Annotated in this window: 25 protein-coding genes; 4 read left to right on the top strand and 21 right to left on the bottom strand. The window is 68.7% G+C overall.

Annotation, left to right across the window (positions count from 1 at the left end; translation table 11 throughout):
• The first annotated feature begins 45 nt into the window (after positions 1–45).
• A complete protein-coding gene (locus JOD54_RS11390; protein WP_204450509.1) occupies positions 46–762 on the top strand; it encodes a GNAT family N-acetyltransferase in 717 nt (238 codons plus the stop codon).
• On the opposite strand, the gene JOD54_RS11385 is transcribed toward JOD54_RS11390, so the two are convergent.
• From JOD54_RS11385 to typA, 10 genes are all read right to left on the bottom strand, one after another.
• Positions 759–1562, bottom strand: coding sequence for a hypothetical protein (locus JOD54_RS11385; protein ID WP_204450508.1), 804 nt, complete (start codon positions 1560–1562; stop codon positions 759–761). The genes JOD54_RS11390 and JOD54_RS11385 overlap by 4 nt on opposite strands.
• Positions 1543–1950 (bottom strand): hypothetical protein, encoded by a 408-nt coding sequence (locus JOD54_RS11380; protein ID WP_204450507.1) that lies wholly within the window; start codon positions 1948–1950, stop codon positions 1543–1545. The genes JOD54_RS11385 and JOD54_RS11380 overlap by 20 nt, the downstream gene beginning before the upstream one ends.
• Positions 1947–2819, bottom strand: a complete 873-nt coding sequence (mshB, locus tag JOD54_RS11375) for an N-acetyl-1-D-myo-inositol-2-amino-2-deoxy-alpha-D-glucopyranoside deacetylase (protein WP_204450506.1) — start codon at positions 2817–2819, stop codon at positions 1947–1949. Before mshB ends, JOD54_RS11380 begins: the two co-directional genes overlap by 4 nt.
• Positions 2820–2921: 102 nt before the next feature.
• Positions 2922–3959 carry an ABC transporter ATP-binding protein gene (locus JOD54_RS11370; RefSeq protein ID WP_204450505.1) on the bottom strand — a complete coding sequence of 346 codons (1038 nt, stop codon included), beginning with the start codon at positions 3957–3959 and terminating at the stop codon, positions 2922–2924.
• Positions 3956–5119 carry an ABC transporter ATP-binding protein gene (locus tag JOD54_RS11365; protein WP_204450504.1) on the bottom strand — a complete coding sequence of 388 codons (1164 nt, stop codon included), beginning with the start codon at positions 5117–5119 and terminating at the stop codon, positions 3956–3958. The genes JOD54_RS11370 and JOD54_RS11365 overlap by 4 nt, the downstream gene beginning before the upstream one ends.
• Complete coding sequence (locus JOD54_RS11360; protein ID WP_307860531.1) at positions 5119–6000, bottom strand: ABC transporter permease; 882 nt, start codon at positions 5998–6000, stop codon at positions 5119–5121. The genes JOD54_RS11365 and JOD54_RS11360 overlap by 1 nt, the downstream gene beginning before the upstream one ends.
• A gap of 58 nt (positions 6001–6058) precedes the next feature.
• Positions 6059–7057, bottom strand: a complete 999-nt coding sequence (locus JOD54_RS11355; RefSeq protein ID WP_204450503.1) for an ABC transporter permease — start codon at positions 7055–7057, stop codon at positions 6059–6061.
• Positions 7058–7228: 171 nt separating this feature from the next.
• Entirely contained in the window at positions 7229–9037 is a 1809-nt protein-coding gene (locus JOD54_RS11350) for an ABC transporter family substrate-binding protein (RefSeq protein WP_307859939.1), read from the bottom strand.
• Positions 9038–9277: 240 nt separating this feature from the next.
• Positions 9278–10972, bottom strand: coding sequence for an ABC transporter family substrate-binding protein (locus JOD54_RS11345; RefSeq protein ID WP_307859938.1), 1695 nt, complete (start codon positions 10970–10972; stop codon positions 9278–9280).
• A gap of 194 nt (positions 10973–11166) precedes the next feature.
• The gene (gene typA, locus JOD54_RS11340) at positions 11167–13086 is read right to left on the bottom strand and encodes a translational GTPase TypA (RefSeq protein ID WP_204450502.1); all 1920 of its coding nucleotides are present in this window, start codon (positions 13084–13086) and stop codon (positions 11167–11169) included.
• A 204-nt stretch (positions 13087–13290) separates the two neighbouring features.
• On the opposite strand from typA, the gene JOD54_RS11335 reads away from it, so the two are divergent.
• Both JOD54_RS11335 and trpS read left to right on the top strand, forming a co-directional pair.
• On the top strand, positions 13291–13431 hold the full coding sequence (locus JOD54_RS11335; protein WP_204450501.1) for a hypothetical protein: 141 nt from the start codon (positions 13291–13293) through the stop codon (positions 13429–13431).
• A 156-nt stretch (positions 13432–13587) separates the two neighbouring features.
• The gene (trpS, locus tag JOD54_RS11330) at positions 13588–14556 is read left to right on the top strand and encodes a tryptophan--tRNA ligase (RefSeq protein ID WP_204450500.1); all 969 of its coding nucleotides are present in this window, start codon (positions 13588–13590) and stop codon (positions 14554–14556) included.
• 63 nt (positions 14557–14619) lie between these two features.
• On the opposite strand, the gene JOD54_RS11325 is transcribed toward trpS, so the two are convergent.
• The 8 genes from JOD54_RS11325 to JOD54_RS11290 form a co-directional block, all read right to left on the bottom strand.
• Positions 14620–15651 (bottom strand): hypothetical protein, encoded by a 1032-nt coding sequence (locus JOD54_RS11325; RefSeq protein ID WP_204450499.1) that lies wholly within the window; start codon positions 15649–15651, stop codon positions 14620–14622.
• 94 nt (positions 15652–15745) lie between these two features.
• Positions 15746–16150 (bottom strand): Imm1 family immunity protein, encoded by a 405-nt coding sequence (locus JOD54_RS11320; RefSeq protein WP_204450498.1) that lies wholly within the window; start codon positions 16148–16150, stop codon positions 15746–15748.
• A complete protein-coding gene (locus JOD54_RS35500; RefSeq protein ID WP_204450497.1) occupies positions 16147–16833 on the bottom strand; it encodes a DddA-like double-stranded DNA deaminase toxin in 687 nt (228 codons plus the stop codon). The genes JOD54_RS11320 and JOD54_RS35500 overlap by 4 nt, the downstream gene beginning before the upstream one ends.
• A gap of 85 nt (positions 16834–16918) precedes the next feature.
• A complete protein-coding gene (locus tag JOD54_RS11310; RefSeq protein WP_204450496.1) occupies positions 16919–17575 on the bottom strand; it encodes a Fic family protein in 657 nt (218 codons plus the stop codon).
• Positions 17572–18258, bottom strand: coding sequence for a hypothetical protein (locus JOD54_RS11305; protein WP_204450495.1), 687 nt, complete (start codon positions 18256–18258; stop codon positions 17572–17574). Before JOD54_RS11305 ends, JOD54_RS11310 begins: the two co-directional genes overlap by 4 nt.
• A 21-nt stretch (positions 18259–18279) precedes the next feature.
• Complete coding sequence (locus JOD54_RS11300; RefSeq protein ID WP_204450494.1) at positions 18280–18447, bottom strand: DUF397 domain-containing protein; 168 nt, start codon at positions 18445–18447, stop codon at positions 18280–18282.
• On the bottom strand, positions 18444–18629 hold the full coding sequence (locus tag JOD54_RS11295) for a DUF397 domain-containing protein (protein ID WP_204450493.1): 186 nt from the start codon (positions 18627–18629) through the stop codon (positions 18444–18446). The genes JOD54_RS11300 and JOD54_RS11295 overlap by 4 nt, the downstream gene beginning before the upstream one ends.
• Positions 18626–19537: a helix-turn-helix domain-containing protein gene (locus tag JOD54_RS11290; protein ID WP_204450492.1), complete on the bottom strand. Its 912-nt coding sequence runs from the start codon at positions 19535–19537 to the stop codon at positions 18626–18628. The genes JOD54_RS11295 and JOD54_RS11290 overlap by 4 nt, the downstream gene beginning before the upstream one ends.
• A 170-nt stretch (positions 19538–19707) precedes the next feature.
• On the opposite strand from JOD54_RS11290, the gene JOD54_RS11285 reads away from it, so the two are divergent.
• Complete coding sequence (locus tag JOD54_RS11285) at positions 19708–19902, top strand: hypothetical protein (RefSeq protein ID WP_204450491.1); 195 nt, start codon at positions 19708–19710, stop codon at positions 19900–19902.
• 38 nt (positions 19903–19940) lie between these two features.
• Here the strand turns inward: JOD54_RS11285 and JOD54_RS11280 are convergent, their stop codons facing one another.
• Genes JOD54_RS11280 through JOD54_RS11270 form a run of 3 tightly spaced genes read right to left on the bottom strand, consistent with a single transcriptional unit; the run spans position 19941 to position 22386 of the window.
• Positions 19941–20321: a (deoxy)nucleoside triphosphate pyrophosphohydrolase gene (locus JOD54_RS11280; RefSeq protein ID WP_372440299.1), complete on the bottom strand. Its 381-nt coding sequence runs from the start codon at positions 20319–20321 to the stop codon at positions 19941–19943.
• Between the two features lie 11 nt (positions 20322–20332).
• Positions 20333–21634: a sensor histidine kinase gene (locus JOD54_RS11275; RefSeq protein ID WP_204456208.1), complete on the bottom strand. Its 1302-nt coding sequence runs from the start codon at positions 21632–21634 to the stop codon at positions 20333–20335.
• 26 nt (positions 21635–21660) lie between these two features.
• Positions 21661–22386 (bottom strand): response regulator transcription factor, encoded by a 726-nt coding sequence (locus JOD54_RS11270; protein ID WP_204450489.1) that lies wholly within the window; start codon positions 22384–22386, stop codon positions 21661–21663.
• Positions 22387–22398: the final 12 nt, after the last annotated feature.

The raw sequence follows: 22398 nt of genomic DNA, 5'->3' as shown, positions 1-22398 counted from the left end.
CTAGCTCACACACGCATACGGGCCGATAGGGGCCACACTCTCGGGGTGAGCACGGTGGCGACTTTGGAGTCCGTTTGCGCCGACGCGTGGCCGCCGCAGGTCACGCAGGAGCTCGGGCAGTGGCGTCTGCGCGCGGCCAGCGGCTACACCGGCAGGGCCAACAGCGCGCTGCTCCACGGCGACCCTGGCGTACCGACCGCGACCGCGCTAGGCCGCGTCGTTTCCTTTGCCGAAGAGCACGGAATCCGGCCGTACGCGCAGGTCGTGGTCGGGTCGAGGTGGGAACGCGACCTCGCCGCGCAGGGGTGGTCGGTGAACCTGGCCCACCCCAAGGGGGCCGAATCGGCCGTCCTGCACAGTCCCCTGGGGACAGGTCCGACGACCGCCCAGGTGGACACCGAACCGCCACCGGGCTGGCTGGAGCTGGCCGTCGGCGGCGCGGTCTCCGAGGCGCAGCGGCACGTGCTGACCGGGGGCCCGAAAGTCGGTTTCGCCTCTGTCCGCAAGGGCGCCCAGATTGTGGGAGTGGCTCGCGGTTGCGTGGTCGACGACTGGTTGCACATAGCGGTTGTCGAGGTGCGTCACGACTACCGACGGCAAGGGATCGCCACTGAACTCCTCAACGGTCTAGACCGGTGGGCAGCGGGCGCACGAGGTCGGGTGTTGCAGGTGGCGACGGACAACGAGGCGGCTTTGGCCCTCTACCAGCGGCAGGGGTACCGCGAGTCGCACCGCTACCGGTACTGGGTACCGGCGAGCTAGACCGTGTCACTCTGGACCGTGTCGAGCCACCTGCGGCCCTTCTTGGCCGCCCGCTTGAGCGCGCTCCGCTCGCCGAGGTAGTCCCCAGCCATCCCCACGACCGGCAGCATTCCCATTGCCTTGTGGTAAAAGCGGCCCTGCGGGCGTTTGTCCAGTTCGTCACCGAGTGCCCACAGCGTGCGACCGAAGCGCCACAGCGTCTTGGCCGCCGCCTTGGGGGTGATCTTGCCGTGGGCGCGTTGGGACTCGTCGAGGTCGGCGGTCATCTCGGCGGTGGCGGCGTCTTCCTGCTCGTCGGTGAGCAGGTCGCCCTCGCCGCTGGCCAGTACCGGGTCGATGTCGCGGTCGAACAGCACGTGCCCGATCAACCGGACCCTGGTCCCGGTGTCCGCGGCGCCGTGTTCGACCGCCAGCGCGGACAGCACCAGGCCTTGGCCCGCGGTGGCGAGCGTGTCCTGGATCGGCAGCCGGTCGGCGAGGGCGCCGCCGATGCCGGGGATCGAGGCCATCAGCACGGTGAACCTGCCGACCCGGTTGACCCACCAGTCGTCGCGTTCGGCCACCGACATCGCGTGCCAGGCGGCGGTACCGGGGACTTTCACGCTCTCCAGGCCCTTGACCACGCTGCGGTCGACCTTGGCCAGCTCGATCGCCGCCTCGTGCTCCTCCCGCGACCCGAGCACCCGCCGGACCAGGCCGAGCGGGTCGGCGTCGCGCAGGGCGCCGAGCATCGGGGTGGTGGCGCGGACGAAGGGGCGCAGCACCGACACCACGTGCTTGTCAGTGATCAGCTCGCTCATGCGCTTCCTTCATCGTGCCCGCCAGGACATCACCGATCTTGACCGTCGCCGGGAACGCGCCCGCGGCCAACAGCAGCAGCGTCCGCCAATCGGCGATGACGATCGAGTCCCCGCCGGGGGCGACCACGATGAACGCGAGCAGGGTGGCGAGCCAGATGTAGAGCGGCCCGCCCGCGACCACGGCCCTCGCCTTGATCCGACTTGCCCTTACCACCAGCCAGGGCATGGTAAACGCGGCCAGGACGGCGGTGATCGGGAACGGCAGCGACCAGAGGTCCGGCAGCACCCGACCGTCGAGTCGCAACGGGAGGAAGAACAGCTCGAACACGCCGAGCACCACGCTCACGGCGAGCAACCCGCCGTAGCGCAGCCGTTCGCCCAGGGTCACCGGTCGGCGCCGACGTGTTCGACCGGGGCGAGCCCGCCGAACACGTCCGACTCGATCGGATCGGCTGTCCCGCCTGCCAGCACGTAGTACTCGTGGTCGACGACCGGCTGCGCGATGCCGTTCGACAGCGCGTAGGCGTGCGTGCCGTCCTGCCCCTGCCACACGGTCACCTGGGTGGCGTGGGCGCGTAGTGCGCGGAGCTTGGCGGGTAGGTGGTCGCCGATGAAGACGGACGTGGTGATCTCCGCGTCGTCGACGACCGGCAGTTCACCGGCAGCCGGCAGGCGCCAAGGCAGGCCAGCGACCCCGTCGAGCGCGGCCACACCGTCCTCGATCGCCCGCTTGGACACGACGGCGTAGTACAGCCGCGCCACTTCAGGCACCTCCGCGACCGCGGCGGCGGTGATCTCGTGTGCGCGGATGTGGTCCGGGTGGCCATAGCCGCCGTCAGGCCCGTAGGTCACCACGACCTGTGGGCGAACGTCTTGCAGGATCGCGGTAAGAGCGGCGACCTGCTCTGCGACGTCACCGGCAGCGAAGGCCCGCGGGTGGCCATTGGCGCCCACTCCGGCCATGCCCGAGTCGCGCCACCGCCCCATACCGCCCAGGTAGCGGTGGTCGGAAACACCGAGAGAGGCGCAGGCGGCGCGCAGTTCGCCGACCCGGTACCCGCCGAGCTGGTCGGCGGCCTCCGGGCCCAACTGGGCGAGGGAGGCCGGGATGACCTCCCCCTCCTCGCCGAGCGTGCAGGTGACCAGGGTGACCTGGACCCCGGCAGCGGCGTAGCGGGCGATGGTCCCGCCGGTCCACAGGCTCTCGTCGTCCGGGTGGGCGTGGACGAGCAGAAGTCGAGGTGGCGCTGTCAGCATCGGGTTCAGCCTAAGAGTAGGGCGGTGCCGGTGCGTCGAACTTCGCCGCGCACCGGCACCGTACGACCGTCATGGGGCAGGGACCCCGGCGGCAGCACCCTACTACGGCAGGACGTTGCGTTCCTCAGCGAAGTGGCAGGCCGAGAAAGTCGCACCGTGGCGCACCAATGGCGGTTCCTCGACCGCGCACACCTCTTGCGCCTTCCAGCACCGGGTGCGGAACCGGCAGCCGGACGGCGGTGACACGGGGCTGGGCACGTCGCCGGTGAGGACGATCCGCTGCCGCTGCCGTTCCTGCCGCGGGTCCGGTACCGGCACCGCGGACAGCAGCGCCTGGGTGTACGGGTGCGTCGGCCGGGTGTAGATGGACTCCCGGTCGCCGATCTCCACGATCTTGCCCAGGTACATCACGGCGACCCGGTGCGAGATGTGCCGCACCACCGACAGGTCGTGCGCGACGAACAGGTACGCCAGGCCCAGCCGGTGCTGCAGTTCCTCCAGCAGGTTGACCACGCCCGCCTGCACCGACACGTCCAGCGCCGACACCGGCTCGTCGAGCACGATCAGCTTCGGGTCCAGCGCCAGCGCCCTGGCGATGCCGATGCGCTGCCGCTGCCCGCCGGAGAACTCGTGCGGGTACCGGTTGCGGTGCTCGGGGTTGAGCCCGACCAGCTCCAGCAGTTCGTCGACGCGGTGCTGGATCGTCTTGGCCGACCCGACGCCGTGGATGCGCAGCGGCTCGGCCACCACGTCGTTGACCTGCCAGCGCGGGTCGAGCGAGGCGTACGGGTCCTGGAACACGATCTGCAGGTCGCGCCGCAGGGGCCGCATCTGCGCTGGCTTGAGCGTGGTCAGCTCGCGGCCCTCGAACCGGACCGACCCGGAGGTCGGCTTGTGCAGCTGCAGGATGGCCCGCCCGGTCGTCGACTTGCCGCACCCGGACTCGCCGACCAGGCCGAGCGTCTCGCCGCGGTTGAGCTCGAAGCTCACCTCGGAGACCGCCTGTACCTGACCGACCGTGCGCGGGATGATCCCACCTCCACGCACCGGGAACGACTTGACCAGCCTGTCCACCCGCAGCAGCGGGACGGGTCCCTCGGGGGCGGCGTGCCTGCCCGGGGCTGCCTCGGTGTTCGTCATGAGTGGGGCCCTTCGTGCGGCAGCCGCAGTTGCACCGTGTGCGCCTCTTCGGCGACCGGGAGCCCGGGATCGGCCTCGACCAGCGCGGCCGGGTTCTCGATCACCCCGATCTCCTCGTGCTCGAACAGCGACCTCGGCCGGTGCAGCGAGGCGAGGTGCTGCCAGCGGTGGCAGCGGGTGGTGTGGTCGCCGCGCTCGGTGCCCAGCAGCGCGGGCTCCTCGGTGCAGCACTCGTCGACGGCCAGCGGGCAGCGCGGCGAGAACGCGCAGCCGCGCGGCAGGTTGATCAGCGACGGCGGCGCCCCGGTGATCGGGGTGAGCCGCTGGCCGAGCCGGGCGGGGTTGGGCAGCGAGCCGAGCAGGCCGACGGTGTAGGGCATCCTCGGCCGGTCGAAGACCTCCTCGACCGGGCCGGACTCCACCACCGTGCCGCCGTACATGACCTGCACCCGGTCCACCATGCCCGCCACGACGCCGAGGTCGTGGGTGATCATGATGATCCCGGCGTTGACCTCGTCGCGCAGCCGCAGCAGGGTCTCCAGGATCTGCGCCTGCACGGTGACGTCGAGCGCGGTGGTCGGCTCGTCGGCGATGATCACGTCGGGGTCGTTGATGATCGCCATCGCGATCACCACGCGCTGGCGCATGCCGCCGGAGAACTCGTGCGGGTACTGCGCCGCGCGCCGGTCCGGCTGCGGGATGCCGACCAGTTCCAGCGCCTCGACCGCCTTGGCCCACGCGGCCTTCTTGGACACCGCGTGGTGCGCCCGGTACGCCTCGGCCAACTGCCAGCCGATGGTGTAGACCGGGTTGAGCGAGGTCATCGGGTCCTGGAAGATCATCGCGACGCCGTTGTTGCGCACGCTCTGCATGTCCTTGTAGGACAGCCCGACCAGTTCGCGGTCCCGGTAGCGGATGGACCCGGTGACCTTGGCGCTACCGGGCAGCAGCCCCATGACGGCCATGGAGGACACCGACTTGCCCGAGCCGGACTCGCCGACGATGCCGAGCACCTCGCGCGGGCGCAGCTGGTAGGAGACCTCGCGCACCGCGCGGACGTCGCCGTCGTCGGTGGGGAAGGTGACCGACAGGTTCTCCACCGCGAGCACGGTGTCGGTCCTAGCGGCGTCGTGGTGGTTGCCGTGCAGCAGTCCGGTCATCAGGCACGCACCTTCGTCTGCCGGGGGTCGAACGCGTCGCGCAGGCCGTCGCCGATGAAGTTCACCGCGAGCGAGAGCAGCACGATGATCACGAACGGCCCCCAGAACAGCCAGGGCCGGTTGGTGATCTGCGAGTAGTTCTCGTTGATGATCAGCCCGAGCGAGGTGTCCGGGGGCTGCACGCCGAGGCCGATGAACGACAGCGCGGCCTCCGAGAGCACGGCGCTGGCCACGGCGAGCGTGGTGTTCACCGTGATCGTGCCGATCATGTTGGGCACCAGGTGCCGGAAGATGATCCACCGGGTCTTGGCCCCCGCGGCGCGGGCGGCCTCGACGAACTCGCGCTGGGCGAGCGAGAGCGTCTCGCCGCGGGTGATGCGGGCGACGGTCATCCAGCCGAACGCGGCCAGGATGAACGCCACGGTGTACCAGGAGCCGCTCAGCGCGCGGACCAGGATCGCGGCGACGGCGATCTGCGGGATGATCAGCATCAGGTCGACGAACCGGCTGATGGCGCTGTCCACCGCGCCGCGCAGGTAGCCCGCGAGCGCGCCGAGCAGCACCCCGAGCAGGGTGGACCCGAAGGCCACGACCAGCGCGATCTGCACCGAGAGCCGGGTGCCGACGATCAGCTGGGCGAGCATGTCCTTGCCGGTCTGGATGGTGCCCAGCGGGTGCGCCGCGCTGGGCGGCAGGTAGCCGCGGCTGCTGGTGTCCTCGACCGAGATGGTCCAGAACAGCGGGCCGAGGAAGCCGATCGCGCAGATCAGCAGGAAGACCACCAGCGCGGCCACGGCGAGGCGGTGGCGGAAGAAGCGCCGGATGATCAGGGTGCTCTGCTTGCGCGCCTTGGTGGTGTCGAACTCGCTGGCGGTGGCCACGGTGGCGCTACCCGCTGGCGGCAGGCTCGTGGGCCCGAGCGGGTTGAGGGTGGGGTCGCTAGGCAAGGCGGATCCTCGGGTCGAGGATGCCGTACATGATGTCGGCAACCAGGTTGAACACGATGACCAGCGAGGCGGTGACCATCAGCCAGCCCATCAGCATGTAGGGGTCGAAGGTGCGGATGGACTGGACAAGCAGGTTGCCCATGCCCTTCCACCCGAACACGGTCTCGGTGATGATCGCCCCGGAGAACAGCGCCGCCGAGTTGATGGAGAACAGCGTGGTGACCGGGATGAGCGCGTTGCGGAACGCGTGCCGGAAGATCACCCGCCGCTGGGAGATGCCCTTGGCGCGGGCGGTGCGCACGTAGTCGGAGTTGAGCGTCTCGAGCATCGAGGCGCGCTGGAACCGGCTGTAGGCGGCGAAGCTGATCAGCGTGAGGCTCAGCGTCGGCAGCAGGTAGGTGCCGGTGTACTGGAAGAGCACCTCGCCGAAGGACCCCTTGAACCCACCGGCGGCCGGGCTCACGGTGCTCAGCCACCGGTCCATGCCCAGGCTCTCCAGCAGGTTGTTGAACTTGATGCCGTAGGTCTTGAGGATCACCGCCACGCAGACGATGGGCATCGAGAACATCAGGAAGGCGCTGGAGGTGGCCAGGTAGTCGAAGATCGAGTACTGCTTGACGGCGGCGAGCACGCCGACCGAGACGCCGAGCACGATGGCCAGCAGCTCGGCGCCGATGACCAGCCGGGCGGTGATCCACAGGGCCCGCATCACGGACTCGAAGATGTCCACCTTGGCCTGGCCGAGCGCGATGCTCTTGCCCCAGTCGCCCTGCAGGAAGTCCAGCAGCCACTTCCAGTACCGGACGATGATCGGCTGGTCGAGGCCGAGACTGGACTCGAGGTCGCGGATCTGCTGGGCGGTGACGCCCGGCTTGGCCTTCAGCTCGGCGACCGGGTTGCCCGCGGCGGCGACGAGGAAGAAGGCGAGGAGGCTGCCGATGGCCAGGATGGGGACGGAGATCAGCAGCCGACGGATGATGTAGCGAATCACGAGAGCTCCTCGGTGGGGTCCAGGCGGCCGGTGGGCGGCGCTGGTTGTCCCTGCCTGCGTCAGTGTGCGCCCGACCAGGTCAGGTACCCAAGGCCGAGGGGCCGGACTGGTGGTCCGGCCCCTCGGACTTCGTCGACCAGATGACGCCGCCTGGGGGCGGCTGGCATTCGACTACGAGGTCTTGACCCACTCGTTGGCGTTCCAGAGAGCGCCGTTGTACGACTGGAAGTAGACCTTGTCGATGCCCTTGAAGGCCCACATGTTCGGGAGCTGGTAGAGCGGCAGCGAGTAGTTGTCCTCGGCCATCAGGCGGTCGGCCTCCTGGAAGGCCTTGCGCGAAGCGGCCTCGTCGAGGTTGCTGCTCGCGTCCTTGTACGCCGCGTCGACCTTGGAGTTGGCGTAGCTGGACCAGTTCTGGCCACCGCCGGTCTCGTAGATCGCCTTCTGGCTGGACTTGAACGGCGCGGCGGACCAGGCGAAGAGCGCGACGTCGTAGTCGCCCTGGCTGACCCGGGTGTCGAGGAAGTTCGGGTCGGTGTCGTCGATGATCTCCAGGCCAGCGGGCTTGCACTGGGACTGGATCAGCTCGACGGTCTGCTTGCGCCGCGGGATGTCGGTGTGGCTGATCTTGATCGACACCTTCTCGCCGCCCTTGGTGGCGTAGCCGTCGCCACCGATGGTGTAGCCCGCGCCCTCGAGGGTGGCCTTGGCCGCGGCCGCGTCACCCTTGTACTGCGCGTAGTTGTCGGTGTAGCCCTCCTCGGCCTGGAAGAACACCAGCGAGCCGAGCGGCTTGGCGTTCTCCAGCACCGGGCGGATCAGCTTCTCGGCCAGCTCGTCGCGGTTGACGCACTGCATGAACGCCTTGCGCACGGCCTGGTCGGCGAACCACTTGTTCTTGAAGTTGAGGTCCATGTGCTCGAAGGACAGGCCGTTGGAGGCACCGAAGCGCACGCCCTGCGAGGACAGGCCGCGCAGCCGCTCGGCGGCGTTGGCGTCGGGCTGGGCCATCGAGTTGACCTGGACCTCGCCGTTCTCCAGCGCCTGGGCCTGGGCGACCTGGTCGGAGATGCCGCGCAGCACGATCTTGGCCGGGCCGCCTGGCTTGCCGATCCACTTCGGGTTGCGCTCGAGGGTCACCGAGTTGTTCTGCTCGAACGCGGTGATCTGGTAGGCGCCGGAAGCGGGCATCAGCTTCGCGTCGAAGCCGTTCCACTTGGTCTTCCAGAACTCGGCCACCTTGCCGAGCGCGGCCTGGTCACCGCCGGTCGGGGTCAGCTTGGTGACGTCGGCGACGCCGGTCTCCTTCTCCAGGATGTGCGCGGGCATGATGTCCAGCGAGATGCCGAACAGGCCCTTGTAGTCCGGGTAGGAGGTGCTGAAGGTGGTGACCACCTCGGTCGGCGTCGGGCACTCGACCTTGTCGATGAGCTCGTAGCCGGTGGTGTTGGCCGAGGTGAAGATGTCCTTGCCGTCGGCGCCCTTGGACTTGCCGGTCGAGGACAGCCAGGCCAGGTAGAAGTCGTCGCAGTCCCAGGCCTCGCCGTCGGACCAGGTCACGCCCGACTTGATCTTCCAGGTGACGACCTGCGGGGACTTGCTGGTGAGCTCGACGCTCTCCATGACGTCCTTGTTCAGCAGGACCTTGTTGTTGCCGTCGAGCTTGTAGGCGCCCGAGATGACCTGGGCCAGCGCGAAGGTGTTGTACGAGTTGTTCGCGTCGGCCGCGGAGTTGTTGTACGCGGTGTACGGGTTGTCGGTCGACACGACGAAGGTGTCGGTGGACTGCGGGACCTCGGGCGAGGTGTACTCGTCGCCCGACTCGCCCTTGGCGATCGCCATCGAGGCGATGTCGCCGGTCGGTTCCTGCGCCCCGGTGCTGCCGCCGCCGTCGGTGCTGCCGCCGCCACACGCGCTCAGGACGAGCGAGGCGCTGACAATCGCCGCGAACGCCGTCAGTGAGCTTCTCTTAGTTGACACGTGCCCTCCTAGCACAGGGCCAACCGCGACCGATCCGGCCGGGTCGCACCCGTAACCCATCACGCCCCCAACGAAGCGTTGGGCAGCGCACTAGGTGGGCACGCTAGGAATCAACTGTCACCGGGGTCACCTGTGGCGCGTCGATCGTGACCAAAGGGTGACCGGCAGGCGTCCGGGTGCAACGAGACCGTTACCAGTCGGTACCCACCGGTGTCATGTCATGACGGAGAGTGGTCTGAGTCACCCCGAGGGTCTCTGCCACTGAGGGGCCGTCGCGAAGGGACCCGCGCCGGGGGGTCCGGCGGACACCCCGGACATCTCCCGGCGGACCACCAGCGAGTCCGCCTCCTGGTAGAGCGGCAGCGCCACGGCCCGGTTCCACAGGGTCGGTTCGACCAGGCCGGTCGCCTCGGCGAAGGAGATCGACCCGGTGAGCGCCTTGTCGACGACCTCCTGGACGGTCTGGTCGCAGAAGCCGGTCGGGTTGGCCGCCGTCGGCACGCTGCCCGCCTGGACGGGGCCGCAGCCGAACCGGGTCGCCAGGACGGTCGCGGGGTCGCCTGTGGTCGATTGGGGGGCCACTACGAGGTCCACCTGCTCGACGGGCGCGGTGGCGGTGGGGGGTTGCGGGGCGAGCAAGGTGGTGAACAGGTCGGCGGACTCGGGTGTGATCAGCCGCGATTGGACGCCGCCCGCGGACAGTTGGCGTTGGAGCTCCCTGGCGATGTCGACGTAAGCGGACCTACCGGCAGGCGCGGCGATCACCAGGTTAAGTGGGGTCTCACCGAGCGCCCAGCTGCCGTTGAGCTTGGTGTACCCGGCTTGCGCGAGGAGCCCTTCGGCTAGTGCGACGTCTGGCTTCGTAGGCGCCGGGCCGGTCGCTGCGTAGTTCTTGGCGGTCGGAGCTAGGACCAGGGCGTTGGCCGCGAACGTGGAACCGGGACCGCCGCCGGTGCCCGCCTTGATGAGGGCTTCGCGGTCGGTAAGAGCGATCACTGCGGACCGGATGCGCTGATCGGCCATAGCGGCGCCGACCGGCCTAAGCAGGACAGTGGCCACAGACGTTCGCGGGACGACCGAGCTGGTGACGGTAAGACCCAGGTTGGTGTACTCGGGGAGCTCGTCGGCGTCTGGCGCCGTGAGGGCCAGTTGGTCGTGTCCGGACTTAAGAGCGGACGCGATGCCGTCGGCGTCCGCGCGGCGGAGGATGACCCGGTCTAGAGGGACTGGAGTGGACCAGTAGCGGTCGTTGCGCTCTAGGACGATCTCCCCGCGGTCGCGGTCGATGCCGCGGACGGAGAAGGGACCACCGGTGACCGGGAAGTTCTCCCGGAGCACGTTGGACCAGCCGCCGGGGATGTCCTTCAAGAGGTGCGCGGGCAGCAGGTTCGTGAAGAGGCCCCGCCACCCCGGGTACGGCTTGGAGAAGGTCACCTCGACGACCCGGCCCGCGTCCCGCGCGGAGATGTTCGAGATGAGCTGGTACCCGGCGCTGTCGAGCACGCCGGGTTCCTCGCGCAGCTGTTCCCACAGGTAAACGAAGTCCTCGGCGGCTATAGGCGCCGAATCGGACCACGCGGCTTCGGGTCGCAACCGGTAGGTGACCGTGTACGGCTCCGCGCTGGTGACCTCCGCCGAGACCATCAACGTCCGGTCGAGCACGGGCGTGCCGTCCGGACCGGGCCGGAACACCGACGGCAGCAACACCTGCGACAGCGCCGTCGTGATCGCGGACTGGTCGGCCAACTTGTGCGGGTTGTACCCCCCGGTGACGCTGTCGACCCCGACAACGGCCTCGTTCGGCGTCGGCAACTTCGTCGTCTGGGTCCTGGCCACCTCGGTCGTCACCAACGGCGGCGGCGGTGCGTTGGTGCAGGCCGCAGCGCACGCCATGGCCGCCAAGACGGCCACCCACCGCGCTCCCCTAGCCCGCACGAACTCTCCTCCCCAGGCGACCCCCGGATGATCCATGCTCCCAGACCCGCCACGCCACCGGTTATGCAGCCAACCGGATGACGCACGGGCCCGGGACCAGGTTCCGTGTGATCTCCACCGCCCCGGACCCCACAACGCGCTCGGGACCGCGGTGGCAGGCACCGTGGTCCCGAGCGGTCGAAGCGGGGTGGAGGTCAGCGCTGGTCGCGGGCCTTGTCGCGGGAGCGCTGGCGGCCTCGGGTGGTGGCGTCGAGGATGACCTTGCGGACTCGGACCACCTCGGGGGCGACCTCGACGCACTCGTCGTTGGCGCAGAACTCGAGGGCCTCTTCCAGGCTCAGCTTGCGCGGCCGGGCCAGCGTCTCGAAGACGTCCGCCGACGACGAGCGCATGTTGGTGAGCTTCTTCTCCTTGGTGACGTTCACGTCGAGGTCTTCGGCGCGCGGGTTCTCGCCCACGACCATGCCCTCGTAGACGTCAGCGCCCGGGTCGACGAAGAAGGTGCCGCGGTCGGCGAGCTGGAGCATCGCGTACGCGGTGGTCGGGCCCTGCCGGTCGGCGACCAGCGAGCCGGTGTGGCGGCTGCGGATCTCACCGGCCCACGGGAAGTAGCCCTCGAAGATGGCGTTGGCGATGCCGGTGCCGCGGGTCTCGGTGAGGAAGTCGGTGCGGAAGCCGATCAGGCCGCGCGACGGGACGACGTACTCGACCTTGATCCGGCCGGTGCCGTGACCGCCCATGTGCTCCAGGCGGCCCTTGCGGTTGGCCAGCAGCTGCGTGATGGCACCGAGGTGCTCCTCCGGCGCGTCGACCGTCAGGCGCTCGAACGGCTCGCAGAGCTTGCCGTCGATGGTGCGGGTGACGACCTCGGGCTTGCCGACGGTCAGCTCGAAGCCCTCGCGGCGCATCTGCTCGACCAGGATGGCCAGCGCCAGCTCACCGCGGCCCTGCACCTCCCAGGCGTCGGGGCGCTCGGTGGGCAGCACGCGCACGCTGACGTTGCCGACCAGCTCGGTGTCGAGCCGGGCCTTGACCATCCGCGCGGTGAGCTTGTTGCCGCCGTTGCGCCCGGCCAGCGGGGAGGTGTTGACCCCGATGGTCATCGAGATGGCGGGCAGGTCGACGGTCAGCCGGGGCAGCGCCTCGGGGTTGTCCAAGTCGGCGAGGGTGTCGCCGATGGTGATGTCCGGGATGCCCGCGATGGCGACGAGCTCACCGGCGGAGGCCTCCTCGGCGGGCACCCGGTCCAGGGCCTCGGTGACCAGCAGCTCGGTGATGCGGACGTTGGAGATCGAGCCGTCCTCGCGCATCCAGGCCACGGTCTGGCCCTTGCGCAGCCGACCCGAGTGGATCCGGCACAGCGCGATGCGGCCGAGGAAGCTGGACGCGTCGAGGTTGGTGACCAGGGCGCGCAGCGGCCCGCTCGCGTCGGCGAGCGGCGCGGGGACCTTGTCCATCAGCAGGTCGAACAGCGGGTCGAGGTTCTCGCTGTCGGGCAGGCCGCCGTCCTCGGGCTGGTTGAGGCTGGCCATGCCCGCGCGGGCGGAGGCGTAGACGACCGGCAGGTCCAGCACCGACTCGTCGACGTTCTCGAGCTCGGAGGCCAGCTCCAGCAGCAGGTCGTGGGTCTCCTCGACGATCTCGGCGATGCGCGCGTCCGGTCGGTCGACCTTGTTGACCACGAGCACGACCGGCAGGTTCGACGCCAGCGCCTTGCGCAGCACGAACCGGGTCTGCGGCAGCGGGCCCTCGGAGGCGTCGACCAGCAGCAGCACGCCGTCGACCATGGACAGTCCACGCTCGACCTCGCCGCCGAAGTCGGCGTGGCCCGGGGTGTCGACGACGTTGATCACGATCGGCCCGTCCGGCGTCTGGCGGCGCACGGCGGTGTTCTTGGCCAGGATCGTGATGCCCTTCTCCCGCTCGAGCTCGCCGGAGTCCATGACCCGGTCGACCAGCTCGGCACGCGCGGCGAAGGCGCCGGACTGGCGCAGCATGGCGTCGACCAGGGTCGTCTTGCCGTGGTCGACGTGCGCGACGATGGCGACGTTGCGCAGGTCGTTGCGGCGCAGGCCGGAGGTGGCCTGCTCGGCGGATGCGGTCGCTGTGGGCACGCGCGTGCTCCCGGTTCCTTGCTCTGTCGGTTGAGGGCGGCCCGGGCAGGTGTCACGTGGCAGGGGCGCCCGCGCAGCTGATGAGCTGCTGATGGCGTACACCAGGATACCCCGTGGGGTGGTGTGAGCAGCACCACGCACGGGATCTAGAAAGGTTAACCTAACCTCAGTTGCGGGTTTTCGCCGGAGCGCTGGGGGTGTGACGTGGGGAAAAAGCAGCGCACGCCCGCCGAGGCGGTGCGGAAGCTGATGAAGTCGGGGAAGGTCAAGAAGAAGTGCTGCCAGTCGAAACCGCGGTGCGGCAAGTGCCCGGTGCTGGCGTTGAAACGATTGAAGGCGGCGTGACGGCTGCGCTACCGTTCGTCGTGATGAGCACTCGCAACGTCACCCTGTGGTGGGCCACCGACCGGCGGCCCTGACGTTGTGCACCCCACAGGCCGCCCACCCCGGGCGGCCCAGCGGGTCCCGGGACGGGCGGCCCCGGCTTCGAGGAGCGAAGAGATGACCCGCCTGTCGGCGATCACCCCGTCCGGCCACGCCCACCTGGGCAACCACCTGGGCGCAATCCGCCGGTGGGCGCGCGAGGGCACCCCCGGTGACCTGTACTTCGTCAGCGACCTGCACGCGATGACCGTGTCCTACAACCCGTCACGGCTGCGCAAGCTCTCCCGGGAGCTGCTGGCCGTGCTGCTGGCCGCCGGGATCAAGCCGGACCGGGTGTTCGTGCAGTCCGACCTGGTGCGCGAGCTGGGGGCGCTGAGCTGGGTCCTGGAGTGCACCTGCTCGTTCGGCGAGGCCGCCAGGATGACCCAGTTCAAGACCAAGGCCGACGGCCAAGGCACGGTCCGGCTCGGCCTCTTGACGTACCCGGTGCTGATGGCGGCGGACATCTTGTTGCAAGGCGCGACAGAGGTGCCGGTGGGGCAAGACCAGACACAGCACGTCGAACTGGCCCGAAGTCTGGCCCGCCGCTTCAACACGACCTTCGGCGAGGTGTTCGTCGTACCGCGCGCGGTGATGGCACCGACCGCTGCTCGTGTGATGGACCTTTCAGACCCAACCCGCAAGATGTCCAAGTCCACACAGGACAACGCGGGCGTCGTGTTCTTGTTGGACGAGCCAGACCTGGTGCGGCGCAAGGTGATGCGCGCGGTGACGGACAACGAGAATCGCCTGGAGTATCGACCAACGACCCAGCCTGGACTCGCGAACCTATTGGAGATCCTGGCCACGTGCGTTGGCCGGTCGCCTATAGAGGTGGCGGACGAGTACTCCTCGTACGGCGAACTGAAGGAAGCCGTCGCGGAGGCGGTTGTTGAGGAGCTGTCCCCGTTGCGCTCATCGGCGTTGGAGCTGCTGGACGACGTGGCGGGCCTGGACGCGATCCGGGCGGCGGGTGCTGAGCGGGCTCGCGAGCGGGGCCAGCACGTGCTGGAGTCCGCGCTGCGGATGGCGGGGCTCAGCGGGTGAAGTGACCAGGCGGGCGTTGGGGTTCGGTACGGCTTCGGCGGACCCCAACACCCGCCGGGATGTTCACGGCATCAGCAGGTCCCGGATCTCGCCGGGCAGTTCGGTGGAGTCATGCGGGACCTCCCTGCCGACCTTGCCCTTCTCGGTGGCGAAGATGACACCCTTGACCGTCTCCAACTGGGCCTTGGTGAGGCTGCCGAAGGGGGTGTCCCTGGTCACCGGTGGCCCGCCGAGGGCTGTGACGATCTTGTTGGCGTAGGCCACCGGATCGTCGGACGGCATGCTCGCGTACTTGCGCATGGTGTCCACGATTGACCTGCCGCTGAACTCCTTGGCCTGGAACTCCAGGTTCGCCATGGCTGCGGACTGCCCCGTGGCCGAGTCGGGGAATACCAGGAACAAGTCCGGATCGATGTCGGTGTAGCCCCACCCGGGGATTGCCGGGGAAGGTAGCTTAAGAGCACCGGGATTGCTGTTGCGCCAAGCAGGTTCCCCCTCGAACCGAACTGTCGTGGCGTAGACGACGTAGGTCGTGTGGCGCACAGTCAGCGCGTCGCCGGGGCGCAACCGCACATCCGGGGCCAACCCCACCAACTGGCGCAGTTCGTCGCCGGTGATCAGCTTCTGGTTGGCCAGGTTGCGGACGTAGATGAGCGCAGGCATGCGGCCAAGACCGGCGAGCTGGGTCGCCGCCTCACCCCACCGCTTGCCCCAGATGAGGACCCGCAACGCACCACGGATCGCCGCGCCGGGGTCCGCGGCACGCACCGCGGCGTCCACGTTGCTCTTGCCCCCGTGCCAGGCGCCCTCGTTCAACAACTCCAACTGGGTCTTGGACAGGAGCTTGAGCCGCGCCGCGATGTCACCGGACTGCCAGTCGTTGAGCACCCAGGCCGCCCGCCCCCAATCACCGGCTTTGACATACCCGTCGAACTCCGCGCTCTGCTCGGCGGTGGGTTCCCGCTGCAACGCGACGAGCCGCTGCACGGCACGGTTCCCCACCCGCCCCTGCAAGATCTCCAGCGGAGAGCGCACCCGCTCCGGCGCCGCAGGCGGAACCCGGGACCGTTCAGACGGCTCACCCGTGAGGCGCATGACCCGAGGCTAGGCGCCACCACGGGCGGCGCGAAACGCCCATCCGGGCAACCGCACGGTCGTGACCTGGATACAGCAGGCGGCTCGCCGCTGATCACCCCAGCTCAACCCACTCGACACACGTCGGCCGGTCCCCGGTGGTGAGGAACTCCACTGCGGCCCGGCCGATGTCGTCGAAGGGGATCTCGCTGGAGGCCGGGACCGGCCGTTCATGGCCCATGTAGTCGTAGCCGAGCAGGCCCTCCGCCGAGGATGTGCCTTGGCTGAACCACAAGCCCGGCCAGTTCCCGCCGGAGAAGGTGAGCGCGCCCAGATCGCCGTTCACACCGACACCGAACTCCACCGCACCGGGCTCGGCGTCGAGGTACCACTGCGAGAACAACGGCAGATCGTGTTGCCGGGAGTCAGCCCGTGCGCCGTCGAGGAACGCGGTGACCTCTTCGAGAGTACGGACAACGAGCGGCTCGTCGTCCTCGAAGTAGACCCTGACCACGTTCATGGACTCGCCTCCCCGTGATACACGGCACGAAATCCGCCGGATCCATGGACTGTCAAAGTGTATCCACGCGGCAGGATCCGCGGCACCAAGGTGTCGCACCCCCACTCGCCGACGCACGGGATGTTGTTGATCGCGAGCGTCACCTCCCTGATCTCGTTGTCGCGCATGTGCACAGCCACCTTCACCTCCACGTCGGCGGCGGCCATCGGCACTCTCGCACCCGGCTGATCCTTGAACCACCGGACAGCCGCGTGGTACTTGTCGTCCCACCCGCTGATCTCTTCGCGAACTCGACCGTCTGACCCACTCCACCGCCCGTGTGTTTTTGCGGACGGTCGTCGTCGCAAGCGGTCTTTCGTGCTCGGCAAGTCGGGAGGAAGGCCAGCGCGGAGGTCGCGCCTATCAGCTCTCGGACCGGTTACTTGGTTGCCGAGGTGGTGATCCGCGATAGCACGGATCTTGTCTGAAACCTGATCGAGTACGGCGTTCAGGTCTTGCAGGCAGTGTTCGGCTCGTCCGAGCGCGACATTGATGTCGACTGTTCGCGAAGACGGCCCTAGAAGTGCTGCGATGTCCCTATCCACCGCGTCCAACCCACGATGCCAGTCCTTGAGGAAGCGCTGCAGATCCGCTACTGACGCGGCGAGCCTTGCCAACCGCTGTGCGGACTCGGCGATGGACACAGTGTCATCGTAGGGGCCTCCGCCAGTCCGCGAACTCGCCTCAGCGGGCGTGCGCGGTGGAAAGGCAAGTGAGCGTTGAGCGGCGTTAAGTCGATCTGTGGGGTTTCGGCTCCGGGGCGGAATCGGAGCGGCGTTGGGTGTTTTCGATCAGGGTGACGACGAGGTTGGCGAGGGCTTGGGGGCCGTCTGGGTCGTGGGCGGGGCGTTGGAGGGTGAGGGGGGCTACTTGGTCGAGGACGATGTTTTGCTTGGCCAGTACGAAGGTGAGGGCTAGAAGGGCCGAGCGGGCGTTGCCGTCGGGGAAGGGGTGGAAGAAGCAGATGTCGAGGTAGGCGCGGGCGGCGCGGGATGCGATGGGGAGGGCGGGATCCTCGGTCTCTGCTAGGCAAAGGTCGAAGAGGGCGGGGGTATCGGGGTCGAGGCCGTAGTGCTCGCGACCGGCCTTGGCGAATGCTGGGCCGTTGCGGAATGGCGCGTCGTCTACGCCCAGGATGGTTTGTTGCCATTGGGCTAGTAGGCCGAAGGTGAGGGGGCTGGCGGTATCGGCGCGCGCCTGGTCGTAGGCGGCTAGGAGTCTTCGGGCCCGGGCGGGGTCACGGGCTTGGTCGACGGTGGTGATTTGGTGGGTCAGGCCGTCGCGGTGGGCTTGGACGGGGGCGGGTGGCCAGTCGGGGCCGTGGCGGATGTCTTGCCAGGGAACCTGTTCTCGGATCTGGCACCAGATGCGCAGGTGGTCGATCACGGGCTGGTGGCGGCACAGGCGATGTGGCCGGCTATGTCGTCCACCAGGCTGTCGGCTGGCACGATCCAACTGTCGAACCGGCCGCCGATCGCCTGCTCGACCATCCGCGCCGCGACATCGCCGGACACACCCCAGCGCGCGAGGAACCAGGTCAGCACCTGCGCGCAATGCCGGTACCAGGCGTCGCCCGCGCCGGTGCGCTCCACCACGTGGTGCACCAGCCAGACCGCGCCGCGTTCCCAAACCTGGAACCGTTCAGGTTCCCGGAGGTCCGCCAACGGGAACCGCTCGAAGCACCCGGCGAGTTCCTCCAGCCACCCCCGCCACTCGATCAACGAATCGGCCACCCGGGCGACGGTTTCCTCGGCGGTGGTGATGGAGTCCCTCGCACAGCACCAACTACCCACCGGACCACCGCCGTAGTCACTCTCATCCTTGCCCCAACTCCACCCGACGGCCCATGACCCGTAGCGATCCACCAGGCTCGCGGTCATGGCATCCGTCCAGCGCGAGCCCGGATCTTCCGACCAGTCGAGCGCCGCTTCTTCCTCCGCGGTCAGCGGAGCGGGCACTGCCGGGGCCAACTCCCGAACAACGTCGCGCACCGGACCGGCGTCGAACGGGTGGCGACCCGGATCGACCTCGTCCCAGGTCAGCACCCACGGCGACACGGTGTAGTCCATGCCGCCGAGGATGCCATGCCGTCAGCGGGTGAGGGTGGTGAGGAAGTGGCGCCAGGTGGGGATGGTGAGGGTGGCGGAGGGGTTCTTGGAGTCGCGGACGGCGACGAGGCTGCCTTCGGTGAAGCGGACTTCGACGCAGTTGTCGTTGGCGGCGCCGCTGAAGGTGCTCTTGAACCAGGCGGTGGTCATCGGATGGAGTGGATGAGGTGGGACCAGGCGGCGGAGGGGGCAGCGAGGTCGGTGGTGGGGTTCTTGGAGTCGCGGATGGCTACCGGGTTGCCTTCGGTGAAGCGGACTTCGAGGCAGTGGTCGTTGGCGCCGCCGCTGAAGGAGCTCTTGAACCAGCCGGTGTCTTGGGGACCGATCTTCATCTCGCGAACCTTTCCCTATTCGTGGAAACCAGTTTTAGGCTGTCGTCACGACTGAGGGCCAGTTCGCCGAGGCGCGCAAAGGCACGGGCCATCCGCTTGGTGTCCTCAGGGCCGTCCATGTACGTGGATGGCCCGTAGATGACCGGGAGAAACCCGATGGGCCGAAGCAGTTCGCCGAAGCCAAACAGCACGAAGCCACCGTTCTGGGCCGGGTTGTCCCAAGTGGATGCCGGGATGATCCTCACATCGAGGTTGTCATGAGCCTCGACCAAGTCGAGGATGTGCTGGCACTGCTCGCTCATCACGTGCGGTGAGCCGACTCCGGCGTTGAAGGTGTCCTCGGTGAAGAAGAGGCTGATCCGCTTCGGCTCCGCCGAGTCGAAGACCAACTGTTGCCGCTTGAGTCGGAACGCCGCGCGGGTGGCACGAACCTGATCGCCCAGGGAGTCTTGCCATACGCCTTCGGTGGCGCGGATGAGAGCCTCTGCGTAGGAGGCGCTCTGGATCAGAGCAGGGAAGATCCCATACTCATAGTCCTGGATGGACTCTGCCTTCGCCTCTAGGTAGGCGACGCGGCGCCAGGATTCGGGGCCTAGGTCGGTGTAGGGGTCGCCGGTGGGGGATTTTCGGGCTTCGGCGCCTAGGGCTTCTAGCTCCGACAACCGGTCGCCGGTGGCGCCTAGGTGTTGGGCTAGGTGGCGCAACTCCTCCGCGGTGAAGGTGGCTCTGCCTTCGAGGAGGTTCATGAGGCGTTGGCGGGACTTGCCGACGTGCTTGGCCGCCGCTTCCAGGGAGATGCCCGCGTCGGCGCGGAGTTGGGCCAGGGCCACGCCGAGGAAGACTCGGGGCATGGTGGCTGCGCCCTTCGCCATCGATTCTCCTGTCGTCGTGGGCACGGCTATAGCCATCCCACCATCTCGTTGCGCTGGGGGGAACTACACCCGATCGGGCGTCTAGTTCCGGATGCATGTACCCCCTAGGTTATGGGATACATGTAACCCACACCACCGAGGTCGCCTCCGCAGCGTAGCCATGCGGCACCGGAGCGCGATCTCGACCCCACCAACCAGGAGAAACCATGCGACAGGGTCCCGTCATCGTCGACACGTTCGTCACCATCACCGCTGACTGCCCGATGCGCCTCGAGACCGATTCGGACGGCGTCGACGTGCACTTCAACGAGTCCGTCACCGGGCAGGACCTCACCATGCGGTTCACCCGAGGGGCCTTGGAGACCTTGGTCAACCTCATCCAGGTCGAACTGTCCGCCTGACGTCACTAGGGGCGCGCCGACCGCGGCGGCACGTTCTCTTACGGCAACAGGGCGCGTAGGGCAGGCAGCAGTACCTGGTCCGCTGGGAGCCACTCGACGGTCGGTAGGTCTTCTGCTGTGAGCCAGCGCAGGGCTTTGTGTTCTCGGGCGGTGGGTTCTCCATCAACCAGATCAGCCCTATAGACGCGTAGGACCAAGTCTTCGCGCAAAGGCACGTCTGGGCCTACGCGCTCCCCCACAACCACGATCACACCCAGCTCCTCCATGCACTCCCGACGGACGGCCTCTTCCTCCGTCTCGCCCGGCTCTACCCGTCCCCCCGGTACCTCCCACATCCCCGCCACTTCAGGCGGAAACGCGCGCTCTTGCGCCAAGAGCCCCCGTGAGCCGACGATCGCTGTTCCCACCACTACGCGCATGGCGGTCATCCTTACGACACCGACGTCGTGCGCCAACTCACCAAGAACCGCGCGCCGCCCTCGGGTGACTCAGCCACGCGCACAGTCCCACCACGTCGGCGGACTACCTCCGCGACCAATGCGAGCCCTAGGCCTGTGCCGCCGCTACTACGGGCTCGGTCGTCCTGCACGCGATAGAACCTGTCGAACACACGCTGCCTGTGCTCCGCAGCGATGCCTGAGCCGTCGTCGTCGACCACTAGGCGGGTCACTGTGGGGCCGGGGATCACCGTCACCGTTATAAGAGACCGGGCGTGGCGGCTCGCGTTGCGGAGCAGGTTGTCCAAGACCAGGTCGACCTCGTTGTGCGCGGCCCAGACCCAGCACAAGCCGGTCGGTGTGTGGACTACGACCTCTGGGCCGTCGTCGGAGCAGCGGGCGGCGGCATCGTGGGTGGCCGCCGTTAGGTCTACCGGTTCGGCTGGGGGTACTTCGCCCGCGTCAGACCGGGCCAGTGTCAGTAGGCCGTCGACCAAGGCCGATAGGCGCTCGGACTCGTGGACCACCTCGGTCAGGACCTCTTGCGACAGCTCCGGGTCGGGGTGTCGCACGGCTACCTCTGCCTGGACGCGAATCGACGCGACGGGAGACCGGAGTTCGTGAGCCGCGTCCCCCGTGAAGCGGCGCAGGCGGTCCGCTGCCTCGTCTCGGCGGGCCAAGAGGTCGTTCAACGCCCCCGCGAGAGAGCGCAGCTCATCGTGGGAAGTCGGCAGGGGCAAACGTTTGCCCGCACCCAGGCGAGCTGCGGCCAGGCGCATCCTCTGCACCGGTCGCAGCGCCGAGCTGACCGCGAACCACGTGGCCAGCGCACCGGCGGCCGCAACGATGATCGCCGCGATCAAGAGCCACCTGATGGCACTGCCGTGCGCAGCGGAGTACCCGGGCAGCCCGGTGCCAACGATCACCAGGCGCTGGGATCCGTCGGGGGCCGTAGTGACTGTCCCCTGCCACCGCGTTGGAGGCGTGTCCGTCAGTCGTAGGACAGGCGTGCCCGCCTTTAGGACCCGCACATCCGCGTAGGACAACACCGGCGCAGGCTGCCCATCTACCGGGTCTCCTGCAGTGTCCAGAACGTGCACATGGATGTTCGGCGACCCCGGCACCGGAGTCTCACCAGCAGCGACAGACTGAACGGCCGCCGACAGCACAGGCGCGAGCTCGTCATCGGCAGACCTGACCAGCAGCGGCCCGATCATGCGGCTGGTCAGCAGCGCGAGCGCGATCAGCACCGCCAAGGTCACCGCCGTCGCGACCGCGGTGACCCGCAGCCGCATCGAGCGGCGGCGCCACAAGAAGTCGATCACCTGGGTGCCGGGTCGATGGCGGCGTCGAGGTCCGAGGTCGAGGCCAGGTACCCGTGGCCGCGCACGGTCCGCACGATGCCGTCCGCGCCCGCCGCGTCGAGCTTGCGGCGCAGGTAGCCGACGTAGACCTCCACGGCGTTGCGGGTCGCGGCCTGCTCGTCGCCCCACACCGCGCGCAGCAGCTCGTCCTTCGTGACCACCGACCCAGCCCGGCCCGCCAGCGTGTCCAGCACCGCGAACTCCCGCGGGCTCAGCGACACCGGCGCCCCCGCGAACCGCACCTGCCGAGTCCCCCGGTCGATCTCCAGCGCCCCCAGCCGCAGCGTCCGGCCACCGCCCTCATCGGCACCGCGGCGCAACACCGCGCGGACCTGGGCGACCAGCACCACGAACGAGAACGGTTTGACCAGGTACCCGTCCGCGCCCAGGTCGAGCCCGTCGGCCTGGTCGATCTCGCCGTCCTTGGCCGAGACCAGCAGCACCGGCGTGCGCACCCCCTCGCCCCGCAGCCGCTCGAGCACCCGGTACCCGGACAGGCCGGGCAGCATGATGTCGAGCAGGATCACGTCGAACGCCCCGGTCAGCGCCACGCGCAGGGCGCTGGGCCCGTCGGCGGCCACGACCACGTCCATGCCCTCGGCGGTCAGCCCGCGCTGCAGCGCCCGGCGCACGCCGAGCTCGTCGTCGACCACCAACACCCGAGGCTTCACGAGTGCCATCATGGCGCTATCGCC

The organism is Actinokineospora baliensis (assembly GCF_016907695.1).
In the GTDB taxonomy this organism is placed as follows: Bacteria; Actinomycetota; Actinomycetes; order Mycobacteriales; family Pseudonocardiaceae; genus Actinokineospora; species Actinokineospora baliensis.
This window is presented reverse-complemented; position numbering and strand designations above follow the sequence as displayed.

Excerpts from the sequence above, each read along its gene's own strand:
- JOD54_RS11385 (WP_204450508.1), bottom strand. The coding sequence starts at position 1,562 with ATGAGCGAGCTGATCACTGACAAGCACGTGGTGTCGGTGCTGCGCCCC.
- mshB (WP_204450506.1), bottom strand. The coding sequence starts at position 2,819 with ATGCTGACAGCGCCACCTCGACTTCTGCTCGTCCACGCCCACCCGGAC.
- JOD54_RS11370 (WP_204450505.1), bottom strand. The coding sequence starts at position 3,959 with ATGACGAACACCGAGGCAGCCCCGGGCAGGCACGCCGCCCCCGAGGGA.
- JOD54_RS11365 (WP_204450504.1), bottom strand. The coding sequence starts at position 5,119 with ATGACCGGACTGCTGCACGGCAACCACCACGACGCCGCTAGGACCGAC.
- trpS (WP_204450500.1), top strand. The coding sequence starts at position 13,588 with ATGACCCGCCTGTCGGCGATCACCCCGTCCGGCCACGCCCACCTGGGC.
- JOD54_RS11325 (WP_204450499.1), bottom strand. The coding sequence starts at position 15,651 with ATGCGCCTCACGGGTGAGCCGTCTGAACGGTCCCGGGTTCCGCCTGCG.
- JOD54_RS11320 (WP_204450498.1), bottom strand. The coding sequence starts at position 16,150 with ATGAACGTGGTCAGGGTCTACTTCGAGGACGACGAGCCGCTCGTTGTC.
- JOD54_RS11305 (WP_204450495.1), bottom strand. The coding sequence starts at position 18,258 with ATGGACTACACCGTGTCGCCGTGGGTGCTGACCTGGGACGAGGTCGAT.
- JOD54_RS11300 (WP_204450494.1), bottom strand. The coding sequence starts at position 18,447 with ATGACCACCGCCTGGTTCAAGAGCACCTTCAGCGGCGCCGCCAACGAC.
- JOD54_RS11295 (WP_204450493.1), bottom strand. The coding sequence starts at position 18,629 with ATGAAGATCGGTCCCCAAGACACCGGCTGGTTCAAGAGCTCCTTCAGC.
- JOD54_RS11290 (WP_204450492.1), bottom strand. The coding sequence starts at position 19,537 with ATGGCTATAGCCGTGCCCACGACGACAGGAGAATCGATGGCGAAGGGC.
- JOD54_RS11285 (WP_204450491.1), top strand. The coding sequence starts at position 19,708 with ATGCGACAGGGTCCCGTCATCGTCGACACGTTCGTCACCATCACCGCT.
- JOD54_RS11280 (WP_372440299.1), bottom strand. The coding sequence starts at position 20,321 with ATGCGCGTAGTGGTGGGAACAGCGATCGTCGGCTCACGGGGGCTCTTG.
- JOD54_RS11275 (WP_204456208.1), bottom strand. The coding sequence starts at position 21,634 with ATGCGGCTGCGGGTCACCGCGGTCGCGACGGCGGTGACCTTGGCGGTG.
- JOD54_RS11270 (WP_204450489.1), bottom strand. The coding sequence starts at position 22,386 with ATGATGGCACTCGTGAAGCCTCGGGTGTTGGTGGTCGACGACGAGCTC.